We start from the raw sequence: 12,992 nt of genomic DNA, 5'->3' as shown, positions 1-12,992 counted from the left end.
CATGTCCGACACGCTGACGTCCGAGGTCGGGGCGCCCGACCGGTTCGCCGCTCCGGTCCGGCACCTGGTCTCCATCGACGACCTGAGCGACGACGAGCTGTTCCGGCTCGCCGCCCGCGGCGCGCAGTTCGCGGCCGGCACCGCCGGGCGGCCCAGGCCCCTGGCAGGCCTGGTCGCCGGGATCTACTTCGCGAAGACCTCCACCCGCACCCGCACCGCCTTCTCCTCCGGCGCGCTGCGGCTCGGCGCCTCGATCGTCACCTACGGTCCAGGCGACCTCCAGCTCAACACCGGCGAGTCGACGGAGGACACCGGCCGGGTGCTGGCCGGCATGCTGGACCTGCTGGTGGCCCGCACCGCCGGTCCCGAGGCGGAGCTGCGCGGCTGGGCCGCGCAGGACCGGATGTCGGTCGTGAACGCGATGAGCGCCGAGGAGCACCCGACCCAGGCGCTCACCGATCTCACCACACTGCTGGGGCACTTCGGCCGGATCGAGGGTCTGCGGGTGCTCTACGTCGGCGAGGGCAACAACACCGCGGCCGCCCTGGCCCTGGCCCTGACCCGCTACCCCGGCGTCGAGCTCCACCTGCGCACCCCCGCCGGGTACGGCCTGACCGCCGACGTATCGGCCCGCGCACTGATCCAGTGCGCCCGCACCGGCGCGGTCCTGACCGAGCGTCACGACATGGCGGAGCTGCCCGAGGGGCTGGACGCGATCTACACGACACGGTGGCAGACCACGGGCACCAGCAAGCCGCACGCGGACTGGCGGGAGCGGTTCGCGCCGTTCCAGGTCACCGCCGGGCTCTGGGAGCGCAGCCCGATGGCTGTCTTCCTGCACGACCTGCCCGCCCACCGCGGCGAGGAGGTGGTCGCGGAGGTGCTGGACGGACCCCGCAGCATCGCCTTCACCCAGGCGCGGAACAAGCTGAACAGCGCGATGGCGGTCCTGGAGTTCACCCACGGCGGCACCCGATGAGCGCGCCCACGGCGCCGCCGCCCGTTCCGTCGGATCCCGCCGAGGTCTCCTGGCTGCTGCTCACGGGGAACGCCGACCGCAGCGTCCGGGTCCGCCTGGCGGCGTCCGCAGCGCCGGTGCCGGCCGAGGCGGAGCCGCTGCCTGCCGCCCCGGCTCCCGAGGCGGCTCCCGGGGCGGGTGCTGGGGCGGGTGCCGCGCAGGACACGGCGGAGCAGGCCGGTCAGGCCGAGCCGGTGACGCTGTCCGAGCCGGCCCTGGCGCCGCTGCGGGCCAACCGGGACTTCCGGATGCTGTGGGGCGGCGCCGGTCTTTCCGTCCTGGCCTCCCGGGCCACCGCTGTGGCCTATCCGCTCACCGTCCTGTGGGCCACCCGCTCGCCCGGCGCGGCCGGTCTGGTCGGCGCGGCGCTGCTGCTGCCGCAACTGCTGGTGCAGTTGCCCGGCGGAGCGCTGGTCGACCGGTGGGACCGCCGCCGCCTCATGGTCTGCTCCGGACTCGGCCAGGCGGTGGCCGCGGGCGCGGTGGCCGCGATGCTGGCGACACATCACTTCTGGCTGTGGGCGATGCTGTTGTCCGCGTTCGTCGAGGGGGCGCTCGCGGTGCTGCACCAGCTCGCCGAGCGGGCGGCCGTCCCGTCGGTGGTCCCGCCGTCGCAGCTGGGCACGGCGCTCGGCGGCAACGAGGCCAGGACCAGGGCCGCGTCCATCGCCGGCCAGCCGCTCGGCAGCGGACTGCTGGCCGTCGCGCAGTCGCTGCCCTACGTGGCCGCGGTCGCGGCGCAGCTCGCCTCCGTGCTCTGCCTGCTGGGCGTCCGCGGCGACCTCCAGGAGCAACGCCCGGGCCCGCGCCCCGGGTTGGTGGCCGAGGTCCGCGAGGGCCTGGTCTGGATGTGGCGGCAGCCGCTGCTGCGCGCGGTCATGGCGGCCGTCGCCGTCACCAACGTCCTGTTCCAGGCCCTCAACCTGGCCGTCATGGACGGCATCCGCCAGGCCGGCGGGTCGCCGTTCCAAGCCGGTCTCGTGCTGTCGCTCAGCGGCGTGGGCGGACTCCTCGGCGCGCTCACCGGCGGCTGGTGGAACCGCAGGTTCTCGCTGCGCGCGCTGGTCCGCGGCGGCCTCCTGGTCTGGAGCCTGCTGCTGCCCCCGGTCGCCTTCCTCCACGGCGCGGGCGCGCTCGGCCCGCTGTTCGCCGCGAGCGGCTTCGTCGGCGGGGTCTTCAACGTCGCCGGCGGCGTCTACCTCGTCTCCATCGCCCCCGACGCGATGCGCGGCCGCGCGAACTCCGTGGCCATGCTCGTCGGCTCCGGCGCGATGGCCGCGGGCCCCGTCGCCGCGGGCGTGGCCTTGGGCCACTGGGGCCCTGGCCCCGTCATCCTCTCCCTCGCCACCGCGATGGCCGTCACCACCCTCACCACCCTCCTCAGCCCCTCCTTCCGCCGCAGCGCATAGGCCGAAGAGCCAGCTGCAACCCCCAGGGGCGCGGGACCTGCTCAATCAACGGCGTGCGCGGGCAACCACCTGAGGCGGATGGCCCTGCTCGAAGGGCCAGTTGCATCCCCAGGGGCGCGGGCCCTGCTCAATCAACGGCGTGCGCGGGCAACCACCTGAGGCGGATGGCCCTGCACGAAGAGCCAGCTGCAACCCCCAGGGCCGCGGGCCCTGCTCAATCAACGGCGTGCGCGGGCAACCACCTGAGGCGGATGGCCCTGCACGAAGAGCCAGCTGCAACCCCCAGGGCCGCGGGGCCCTGCTCAATCAACTGCGTGCGCGAGCAACCTACCGGGGCGGATGGCCCTGCACGTTGAGGGCCATCCGCCCCGGTAGGTTGCTCGCGCCCACGCGGCGGAGCCGCATATCGGCAGAGCCCCGCGCCCCTTTTCGCGCTCCGCGCGGAGGCGGCGCGGAAGCGGTGACGCCGTATAGGGGCTGGATAGCGCGGGGAACGACAGTGATGGCGTCGGTTCGAACACATCCGCCCAACCCTCCATCCCTACCGAACGAGGAGTCCGAACCATGTCCCAGCCAGCCGTCAATCGCCGGGGAGTGCTCAAGGGCGCCCTGGGCATCGCGGGGGCGGCCGTAGGCGTCGCCGCCACGGCGACGTTGCTCGGTGCCGCGCCGGTCGCCGCCCTCTCGCCGGGGGCGACGCCCTCGCTGCCGCCCGTTCCGGGCATGCGGGGGGACCGTCGCGCCAACGAGCTCTGGTACCAGTTCGACCAGGTGTCCTACTTCGCGCCGTCGGCGGAGATGAAGGCGGCGGTCGGCGCGATCGTCGCGCCCTTCGGCGGGTTCAGCAAGCTCTACGACGGCTACGAGGCCTGCCGCCAGGGCGGCTACCCGCAGAGCTTCCTGGAGCTGATCGAACCCAACCGCGCCGCCTTCGAGTTCGTCTCCCAGGCGCAGCGCCAGGTCTTCGACACCTACTACCGCCACGACCTGGACGGCCTCACCTTCGCCTTCCAGGAGTTCGGCCAGGGCACCCTGTTCGACCCGCGCCGTCCGGTCGGCAACAAGGTGCACATGATGAACTACACGCCGCCGCAGCCCACCCACGACTACCACGCCTGGCAGCCCGTCTTCGCCGGCTTCGCGCTGCTGGACATCGACCGCCACTACTGGCGGCGCGTGCACCCGCTGGTCGGCATCGCCTGGGAGCTGCAGTCCATCGCGTGGCCCGCGATCGACTCGCCCGACAACCCGCACCTGCCGCGCCACCTCGTCGACCACATCACCGACAAGTGGCTGCGCCGCGACCAGGACGAGATCGACGCGATGTTCGACGTCTTCCCCTACCCGGCGGACATGGGCAAGTAGCCCGACCAAGAGACGGACCGGAGGCTTTCCGACATGCCCGGCACACCCATCACGACCGGTGACTACCCTCACGGCTCCGGCAGCAGGATCGGGGTCTGGCTCGTCGGCGCGCGCGGATCGGTCGCCACGACCGCCGTCGCGGGCGCCGCGGCGATCGCCGCGGGCCTGGCCTCCGCCCAGGGCTGCGTCACGGAGCTCCCCGCCTTCGCCGACGCCTCCCTGCCGGCCCTCGCCGACCTCGTGTTCGGCGGCCACGACGTCGTCGAGACGTCGCTGTCGGCCAGGGCGGGCCTGCTCGTCGAGGCCGGCGTCCTGCCGGCGGCGGTGCTGCGGGCCGCGGCCCCGGGACTGGCCGCGGCCGAGGAGGAGCTGCGCGACGGCTCCGCCCGGCCCGGCGAGTCCCAGGCCGAGACCGTGGCGCGGCTCGCCGCGGACATCCGCGCCTTCCGCAACCGGCACCTGCTGGAGCACGTGGTGGTGGTCAACGTGGCTTCCACCGAGCCGTCCCCCGAGCCCTCGCCGGCCTTCCTGGACCTGGAGGCGCTGGAGGCGGCCATGGCGGAGCCCGGCAGCAGCGTGCTGCCGCCCAGCTCGCTGTACGCCTACGCGGCCTTCTCGGCCGGCGCCGCCTACGTCAACTTCACGCCGTCCACGGGCGCGCGGCTGCCCGCGCTGTGGCAGCTGGCCCGGCGCCACCGGGTTCCGCACGCGGGACGGGACGGAAAGACCGGCGAGACGCTGGTCAAGAGCGCGCTCGCGCCGATGTTCCTGCAGCGCGGGCTGACCCTGAACGCCTGGTCCGGCACCAACCTGCTGGGCGGCGGCGACGGCGCGACGCTCGCCGATCCCCAGGCGGCGCTCAGCAAGACCGAGTCCAAGCAGCGGGTGCTCGAGGAGCTGGTCGGCGCGCCCGTCCCCGGGCAGGTGCACATCGACAACGTGCCGGCGCTGGGGGAGTGGAAGACCGCGTGGGACCACATCCGCTTCGAGGGCTTCCTCGGCGTGCGGATGACCATGCAGTTCACCTGGGAGGGCTGCGACTCGGCGCTCGCCGCGCCGCTCGTCCTGGACCTGGCCCGGCTCGCCGCGCTGGCCTGCCGCCGGGGCGAGAGCGGACCGCTGCGGGCGCTCGGCTTCTTCTTCAAGGACCCGGTGGACTCGCAGCAGCACAACCTCTCGCTCCAGTTCGAGGCCCTGCGCACCTGGGCGCTGCACCCGGCCGAGGTGCTGACGGAGGCGGCGTCATGACCACCACGCCGCGCCGCCTGTCCACCGATCTCGCGACCGAGGGCCGCGAGTCCGCCTGGCCCTGGGCGTACGGCTCCCCGCAGCTTCCCCTCGACATCACCGCCGCCACCGTCGCCTCCGCAGCGGCGGCCACACACCGCCCGGCGCGGCCCTTCGCCGCGCCCGACGCCGGGGACGCCGCTGCCACGGCGCCCGCGACCGCTCGCACTTCGCGGCCTCTCGCCGATCCCGACGCCCAGGACGCCTCCGCGCGTCCGGGGGGCCGGGGCGTGGCGGGGGAGCGCGGAGCGTCGTCGTCTGGCCTCCTCGATGACCACGCGCCCGCACCCCTGGCGTCCTCCGCGCGGCGGACGCGGGGCGTGGGGGAGCCCACCGGCCGTCCGGCGACCGGGCGGTGGGTGGGGGCGGCGGCATCGCCGCCTGGTGCGCCGCGACCCGCCGGGCGGAGCCCCAGGCTGCGCCTGGTCCGTGCGGCGTCCGCGCAGCCGGCCGCACCGGCGGCCGACGCGGCGGGAGAGGCGCGGCGGGCCGGGAGATGGGAGGTGCTCGCGCAGCTCGTGCGCGCTCCCGCCGCACTGACCGTGCCCGGGGACGTGCTCGTCGGCGCGGTCGCGTCCGGGCGTCGGCCGGGACCGCGGGTCGCGGCCGTGGCCGGTGCGTCCGTCGCGCTCTACTGGGCCGGAATGGCGCTCAACGACTGGGCCGACCGCGACGAGGACGCGGTCGAGCGGCCCGAGCGGCCGATCCCCTCCGGCCGGATCTCCGCGCCCGCCGCCCTCGGCGTGGCCGTCGGCCTGACGGCCACCGGGCTCGGCCTCGGCGCGCTGGGCGGCGGACGCCGCGGCCTGCTGCTGCGCACGCTCCCGCTCGCGGCCTCCGTCTGGGCCTACGACCTGGGTCTGCGCCGGACCCGGTTCGGGCCGGCGGCGATGGCCGCCGCCCGCGCGCTGGACGTCCTGCACGGTGCGGACCGCGTCCGTCCCGCCGCGGCCCCGGCCGGCGCCGTCGCCCTGCACACGCTGATACTGACGCGGCTGAGCCGGCTGGAGGTCCACGGCGCCGAGAGCTCCGCGGAGCCGCGCCGTGCGCTCGCCACGACCGCCGTCCTGGCGGCGGGCCTGGCGGCGGGCCTGGCGGCCCGTCCGCTCGCGGCGGGGCCCGCCGCCCACCTCGCGGCCGCCCGGTTCTCGGCCACCCACCTCGCGGCTGCCCACCTCTCGGCCACCCACCTCGCGGCTGCCCGCTTCTCGGCTGCCCAGTACGCGGCCGACCTGCTCCCGGCCCAGCTGGACGCCGAGCGCTCCCGCTCGGCCGACGACGTCCGCGCCGCCGTCGGCGCGGGGATCCACGCGCTGCTGCCGCTCCAGGCGGCCCTGCTCGCCCGGGCCGGGAACCCCCGGCTCGCCCTACCGCTCCTGCTGGCCCGTCCCGTGGCCGGCCGTCTCGCCCGGAAGGTGGCACCGACATGACGGAGACGCCCGCGTACCAGGTTCCCGACGCCGTCGTCGCGGCGTTCCCGCCCGGCGGGGGCCGCGACGACCACCTGGAGCACCGGTCATGAACCCGCCCGCACCCGTCGGCGTCGACGGCCCGGCCCTGCCGCGTTTCGCGTACGGCACCAACGGCTTCGCCGACCACCGGCTCGACGACGCTCTGCTGGTGCTCGCCGACCTCGGCTACGAGGGCGTCGCGCTCACCCTGGACCACGCGCACCTGGACCCCTACGCGCCCGACCTGCGCCATCGGCTGAACCGGGTGCACCGCGCCCTGGCCCGGACCGGGCTGGCCGTGGTGGTCGAGACCGGCGCCCGCTACCTGCTCGATCCGCGGCGCAAGCACCACCCGACGCTGCTCTCGGCCGACCCGTCCGGTCGCGCCCTGCGGCTGGGCCTGCTGCGTCGCGCGGTCGACATCGGCGCCGAACTCGGCGCCGAGGCGGTGCACCTCTGGAGCGGCACGGCCGAACCGGGCGTCACGGCGCAGAGCGCCTGGAGCCGGCTGGTCGAGGGCTGCGCGCACCTGCTCGGCCGGGCCGAGCAGGCGGGTGTCGACCTCGCCTTCGAGCCCGAACCCGGCATGCTCGTCGGCGACCTGGCCGGCTACCGCGACCTGGACCGCGCTCTCGGCTCCCCGGAGCGGTTCCGGCTGACCCTCGACCTGGGCCACTGCCTCTGCGTCGAACCCGAGCCGGTCGACGCCTGCGTGCGTGCGGTCGCGTCGCGGATCGCGCACGTCCAGATCGAGGACATGCGGCGCGGTGTGCACGAGCACCTGCCCTTCGGCGAGGGGGAGCTGGACGTGCCGTCGGCACTGGCCGCACTGGACCGGGCCGGCTACCGCGGCCTCGTCTCCGTGGAGCTGCCCCGGCACAGCCACGCGGCCCCGGCTCTCGCGGAGAGCTCCCTGGCCCACCTGCGCGCGGCGGCCGCCTCGGCGGGGAGCGCCGTCCCGTCCCTCCCGGGTGCGCCCGCCCGCACCGCACCGATCCGTCAGGAGGCGGTTCTGTCATGACGACGATGGCTTTCCGGTCCGTCGACGCGGACCTCACGGCGGAGAACGCCGTGCTGGACGCGCTCACCGCGCGCACCCTGGACACCTGCCTGCGCTCCGCGCTGGACGCCGAGCACCGCGCCCGGCTCGCCGCCGACCTGTCCGACGTCGCCGCCCGCGGCGAGGAGGCGCTCGCCGCACTGTTCCCCGGAGCCGGACGCCGGTTCGGCCGAGGTCCGCTGCCCGGCTGGGGTGGCTGGCACCTCGACGACGCGGTGCGCACCCTGCTGCTGCGCGCGCTGCCACTGCGGGGCGCCGCCCTGGCCGCGGCGGCGGAGGCCCGCTACCGCGAGGGCAACGCGGCCGAACGCCGCGGCGTGCTGCGGGCGCTGCCGTTCCTCACGGTCGGCGCGCTGGCGCTGCCGTTGGTGGACGACGCGCTGCGGACCAACGACGTGCGCCTGATCACCGCCGCACTCGGCCCCTACGCGGGCGCCCTGCTTCCGCAGGACCGTTGGCGCCAGGCTGTGCTCAAGTGTCTTTTTACCGGTGTCCCGTTGAGTCGCGTGGCCGGGCTGGCCGAGCGCCGCGACGCCGAACTGGCCCGGATGGCAACCGGGTTCGCCACCGAGCGGGAGGCCGCCGGCCGCCCGATCCCCGAGGACCTCTGGTCGCTCCTACCGCACCAGGCGGCCTAGGCGTTCCCCGGCCCGGCCGGTCCCGCCCATCCCGCCCATCCCGCTCATCCCGCCCGTCCCGCCCGTCCCGCCCGTCCCGCCGATCCCTGCATCCCCTCTCGATCCGGAGTCCGGACCCATGCGCATCTTCGATCCGCACATCCACATGACGTCCCGCACCACGGACGACTACCAGGCGATGCGCAGAGCCGGTGTGCGTGCGCTGGTCGAGCCGGCCTTCTGGCTGGGCCAGCCGCGCACCCATCCGGCCTCCTTCACCGACTACTTCGACTCCCTGCTGGGCTGGGAGCCCTATCGCGCGTCGCAGTTCGGCATCCGCCACCACTGCACGATCGGCCTGAACCCGAAGGAGGCCAACGACCCGCGCTGCCTGCCGGTGCTGGACGAGCTGCCCCGCTACCTCGTCAAGGACGGTGTCGTCGCGGTCGGCGAGATCGGCTACGACAACGTGACGCCGGCCGAGGACCACGCCTTCTCGGTGCAGCTCGGCCTGGCGGTGGAGCACGGGCTGCCCGCCCTGGTGCACACCCCGCACCGCGACAAGGCGGGCGGCACCAGCCGCTCGCTCGCGGTCGTCCGCGAGTCGGGCATCGACCCCGGCGCCGTCGTCCTCGACCACCTCAACGAGGTGACCGTCGGCGAGGTGGCCGACTCCGGCTGCTGGATGGGGTTCTCGATCTACCCGGACACCAAGATGACGCCGCAGCGCATGGTCGCGATCCTGCGGAACCACGGCACCGAGCGGATGCTGGTCAACTCCGCGGCCGACTGGGGCCACAGCGACCCCCTGCTCACCCGGACCACCGCCGAGGCCATGCTCGACGCCGGCTTCGACGAGGACGAGGTGGACCGGGTCCTGTGGCGCAATCCCGTGGCCTTCTACGGGCAGTCCGGACGACTGGACCTCGACGACCCGGACGAGGCCGCCACCGCGGGCCTCTTCGCGGGCAACTCCATCGCGCGCGGCGGAAGCTGAGGAAGCGAGCGAATCCGATGCGATTTCTCCACCCGGACGGCACCACCGTCCATCTCGCGTACTGCACGAACGTCCACCCGGCCGAGACCCTCGACGGGATCGTCGAGCAACTGGCGCAGTTCGCCGGTCCGGCCCGACACCGGCTCGGTGTGCCGCGCCTCGGCGTCGGGCTCTGGCTGGCGGCCGACCTGGCCGCGCGACTGGTCGCCGAACCGCAGGCCGTCGCCCGGCTGCGCGGCGAGCTCGACGGGCTCGGTCTGGAGGTGTTCACCCTCAACGGCTTCCCGTACCGCGGCTTCCACGCCCCCGTGGTCAAGCGGGCCGTCTACGTGCCCGACTGGGCCCAGCCGGCCCGGCTGGAGTACACGCTGAACCTGGCCCGGGTGCTGGTCGCGCTGATGCCGCAGGACGTCACCCGCGGTTCGGTGTCCACGCTGCCGCTGGCCTGGCGCACCGCCTGGACCCGCGCACAGCGGGTGGCCGCCGCCCGGCACCTGGACGAACTGGTGGTCGGCCTGAAGGTGATCGAGGCCGAGACCGGACGCAAGGTCCGGGTCGCCATGGAGCCCGAGCCGGGCTGCGTGGCCGAGACCGTCGAGCAGGCGGTCGCGGCGCTCACCGGCGTGGACCGCGACTGGGTCGGCGTCTGCCTGGACGCCTGCCATCTGGCCGTCACCCACGAGGATCCGGCACAGGCCGTGGCGCACCTGGCCGAGGCCGCGGTGGCCGTGGTCAAGCTGCAGGCGTCCGCGGCGCTGGAGGCGTCCCGCCCCGGCGCCCCGGAGGTCCAGGAGGCGCTGCGCCCGTTCGCCGAGCCGCGCTTCCTGCACCAGACCAGGGAGGCCGCCGCCGACGGCGTCGTCCTCGGCGCGGACGACCTCGGCCCGGCGCTCGCGGGCGGCCTGCCGGCCCGCGCGCCCTGGCGGATCCACTACCACGTGCCCTTGTACCAACGCCCGGACGCGCCCCTGGACAGCACCGTCGACACGCTCAGGGAGACGCTGCGACTGCTGTTCGGCGGTCCCCGGGCGCTGACCGACCACATCGAGGTGGAGACCTACACCTGGTCGGTGCTCCCGGAGCGGAGCCGCCCGGCCGACGGCGCCGGTCTCGTGGAGGGTCTGGCCGCCGAACTGGACTGGGCCCGCCGCGAGTTGCTCGCGCTCGGCCTGCGGGAGCAGGGATGAGCGCGGAGCGCCGCCCGGTGGCGGTGATCTGCGTCGTCGGCCTGACCCGTCGGCTGCTCGGGTACATGCCCCATCTGCGCGCGATCGGTGAGCAGGGTTTCGCGGCCTCGCTCGACACCGTGTTCCCCGCCGTCACCGCGAGCGTCCAGGCGACGCTGACCACCGGTCTGCTGCCCGCCGAGCACGGCGCCGTCGGCAACGGCTGGTACTTCCGCGACCACGGCGAGGTCATGATGTGGCGCCAGCACAACGCTCTGGTCCAGGGCGAGAAGGTGTGGCAGGCCGCCCGCCGGATCGACCCGGACCACCGCACCGCCTACCTGTGCTGGTGGTGGGCGATGGGCGCCGACGTCGACACCGTGCTCACGCCCCGCCCGGTCTACCACTACGACGGACGCAAGTCCCCGGACTGCTACACCAGGCCGGCCGGGCTCCGTGACGAACTCACGGCCAGACAGGGCGAGTTCCCGCTGTTCCAGTACTGGGGTCCGACGGCCTCGATCGAGTCCAGCCGGTGGGTCGCGCAGGCGGCGCGGTACGTGGTCGAGCAGCGCGGGCCCGACCTGACCTTCGTCTATCTGCCCCATCTCGACTACGACCTGCAACGCTTCGGCCCCGACGGCTCCGAGGCCGCCCACGCGGCGCGCGTGGCGGACGCCGCGCTCGCCCCGCTCCTGGCGGACCTGCGCGACCGCGGCACCACGGTGGTGGCGCTGAGCGAGTACGGCATCTCGTCCGTCTCCCGCCCGGTCGACCTCAACCGCGCGCTGCGCCGGGAGGGGCTGCTCTCGGTCACCACCCAGCGCGGCATGGAGTACCTGGACCCGGCGGCCTCCCGCGCCTTCGCGGTGGCCGACCACCAGGCGGCCCACGTCTACGTGGCCGACCCGCAGGACGTGCCCAGGGTCAGGGACGTGCTCAAGTCCCTGCCCGGGGTGGACGAGCTGTGGGACCGCACGGAGCAGGCCGACCACGGGATCGGGCACGCCAACGCCGGCGAGCTCGTCGCGGTGGCGGAGCCGGACGCCTGGTTCACCTACTACTACTGGCTCGACGACGAGCGCGCCCCCGACTTCGCCCGCGGCGTGGAGATCCACCGCAAGCCCGGGTACGACCCGGCGGAGCTCTTCTTCGACCCGTCCGACCCGTTGGTCAAGGCGAAGGCGGCCTGGTCCCTGGCCCGGAAGAAGGCCGGGATGCGGGCGCCACTGCGCGTGGTCCCGCTCGACCCGGGCTGCGTCCGGGGCAGCCACGGCCGTCTGCCCGACGACGACCGGGATGCTCCGATCCTGCTCTGCTCGGCTCCGGAGGCGGAGCGCGACCGCTACCACGCCACCGAGGTCAAGCAACTGCTGCTGCGACTGGGCGGCCTGGTCTGAGCTCGACCGGACACGACCGGAACAACCGAGCCCGACCGGAACAACCGAGCCCGACCGAACACGACTGACACGCGACAACCGACAGGTAACCGAGAGAACCCCATCCAAGGGGAGGAGGGTGACGATGGCATACGTGACGACACCGACGGACACCCCGGTGGCGCCGCTGCACATCGACCACGTGGCTGACATCGCCGAGGTGTACGTGCCGTGGACCGCTCGCAAGGCGGTCGCGGAACTGCAGGCCAGCGGCGAGGGACACGTGTGGTGGTGGCCGCTGCCGGAGCTGTCCGACCCGGCCGACGACGCGCTGCTGGACGCCGTCGAACGCGGCCGGGCGCGCCGCTTCCACGCCGAGCGGGACGCCGCGGCGTTCGCCCGCACCCGTGCGGGTGCGCGGCGTGCGGTGGCCGCCCTGCTCGGCGTCGACCCGGAGGACGTCACCATCGGCCGCAGGGTCTGCCCCGGCTGCGGCGACAAGGAGCACGGCCCGCCGGCCGTGGTCCGCCCGCCGGTGCCGCTGGCCGTCAGCCTCTCCCGGACGCTCGGCTGCGGCGTCCTGGCGCTGCGCGCCGGCGACTGGGTCGGGGTGGACGTCGAGGCGCTGCGGCCCGTCGAGTCGCGGGCCCTGGCCGAGCTGGTGCTGACGGCGCGGGAGCGGAACCACCTGCTCTCGCTGGAGTCCGACTGGGAGCGGACGCTGGCCTTCCACCGGGCCTGGACCCGGAAGGAGGCGGTGGTCAAGGCGGTCGGCCTGGGCCTGCTGGGCATGGAGCTGAACGCGCTCGACGTGAACCCGGCCCAGGAGGGCCCGGTGGAGGTGCTGCACGTCCACAAGGGCGAGCACACCCGCTGGTGGGTCGAGGACATCAACCTGCGCGACCAGTGGGCCGCGGCGATCGCCCGTCCCCTGGACGGCGGCGCACGGCTCGGCCCGCTCCACACCCACCACCCGGTGGAGGGCTCCTGACCGACCCCCACCGCTTCGACCGGTCCCGGCCCCGCGCGCTTCCCCCGAGCGCGCGGGGCCGGGGCCTGCGCCCATGCGGCCGCGCCGCCGGCGGAACCGCAGCTCGGCGCCGATGGAGGGGGGAGGGCCCCACCCCGCCTGCGGGGGTGTGCCCGCGGCGGGTCGGGGGAGTGCCGCATAGCCCCGGTATAGATCGTGCAGGGACGCTTGGACCGATGCGTTCACTGCGGTCCACAGCCCGGTCGGCGCGTC

At 74.9% G+C, this 12,992-nt stretch carries 11 protein-coding genes; all 11 read left to right on the top strand.

Going from position 1 to position 12,992, the window contains the following annotated elements; all coding sequences use genetic code 11:
• Position 1 precedes the first annotated feature (1 nt).
• Entirely contained in the window at positions 2-979 is a 978-nt protein-coding gene (locus tag ABH931_RS26370; RefSeq protein WP_370118061.1) for an ornithine carbamoyltransferase, read from the top strand.
• Positions 976-2,427: an MFS transporter gene (locus tag ABH931_RS26365; RefSeq protein ID WP_370118058.1), complete on the top strand. Its 1,452-nt coding sequence runs from the start codon at positions 976-978 to the stop codon at positions 2,425-2,427. The genes ABH931_RS26370 and ABH931_RS26365 overlap by 4 nt, the downstream gene beginning before the upstream one ends.
• Before the next feature lie 564 nt (positions 2,428-2,991).
• Positions 2,992-3,792 (top strand): Tat pathway signal sequence domain protein, encoded by an 801-nt coding sequence (locus tag ABH931_RS26360; protein ID WP_370118055.1) that lies wholly within the window; start codon positions 2,992-2,994, stop codon positions 3,790-3,792.
• A 33-nt stretch (positions 3,793-3,825) separates the two neighbouring features.
• Positions 3,826-5,040, top strand: coding sequence for an inositol-3-phosphate synthase (locus tag ABH931_RS26355; protein WP_370118053.1), 1,215 nt, complete (start codon positions 3,826-3,828; stop codon positions 5,038-5,040).
• Positions 5,037-6,509: an SCO3242 family prenyltransferase gene (locus tag ABH931_RS26350; RefSeq protein ID WP_370118050.1), complete on the top strand. Its 1,473-nt coding sequence runs from the start codon at positions 5,037-5,039 to the stop codon at positions 6,507-6,509. Before ABH931_RS26355 ends, ABH931_RS26350 begins: the two co-directional genes overlap by 4 nt.
• 88 nt (positions 6,510-6,597) lie before the next feature.
• Positions 6,598-7,551 carry a sugar phosphate isomerase/epimerase family protein gene (locus ABH931_RS26345; protein WP_370118047.1) on the top strand — a complete coding sequence of 318 codons (954 nt, stop codon included), beginning with the start codon at positions 6,598-6,600 and terminating at the stop codon, positions 7,549-7,551.
• On the top strand, positions 7,548-8,228 hold the full coding sequence (locus ABH931_RS26340; RefSeq protein WP_370118045.1) for an EboA domain-containing protein: 681 nt from the start codon (positions 7,548-7,550) through the stop codon (positions 8,226-8,228). Before ABH931_RS26345 ends, ABH931_RS26340 begins: the two co-directional genes overlap by 4 nt.
• Positions 8,229-8,346: 118 nt before the next feature.
• The gene (locus ABH931_RS26335) at positions 8,347-9,204 is read left to right on the top strand and encodes a TatD family hydrolase (protein WP_370118042.1); all 858 of its coding nucleotides are present in this window, start codon (positions 8,347-8,349) and stop codon (positions 9,202-9,204) included.
• A 17-nt stretch (positions 9,205-9,221) separates the two neighbouring features.
• The gene (eboE, locus tag ABH931_RS26330; RefSeq protein ID WP_370118039.1) at positions 9,222-10,391 is read left to right on the top strand and encodes a metabolite traffic protein EboE; all 1,170 of its coding nucleotides are present in this window, start codon (positions 9,222-9,224) and stop codon (positions 10,389-10,391) included.
• Positions 10,388-11,770 carry an alkaline phosphatase family protein gene (locus tag ABH931_RS26325; protein WP_370118036.1) on the top strand — a complete coding sequence of 461 codons (1,383 nt, stop codon included), beginning with the start codon at positions 10,388-10,390 and terminating at the stop codon, positions 11,768-11,770. Before eboE ends, ABH931_RS26325 begins: the two co-directional genes overlap by 4 nt.
• Before the next feature lie 124 nt (positions 11,771-11,894).
• A complete protein-coding gene (locus ABH931_RS26320) occupies positions 11,895-12,740 on the top strand; it encodes a 4'-phosphopantetheinyl transferase superfamily protein (RefSeq protein WP_370118033.1) in 846 nt (281 codons plus the stop codon).
• Positions 12,741-12,992 lie beyond the last annotated feature (252 nt).

It is taken from the genome of Streptacidiphilus sp. MAP12-33 (genome assembly GCF_041261265.1).
In the GTDB taxonomy this organism is placed as follows: domain Bacteria; phylum Actinomycetota; class Actinomycetes; order Streptomycetales; family Streptomycetaceae; genus Streptacidiphilus.
The sequence above is the reverse complement of the archived record's forward strand: the minus strand, read 5'-3'. Positions and strand labels throughout refer to the sequence as shown.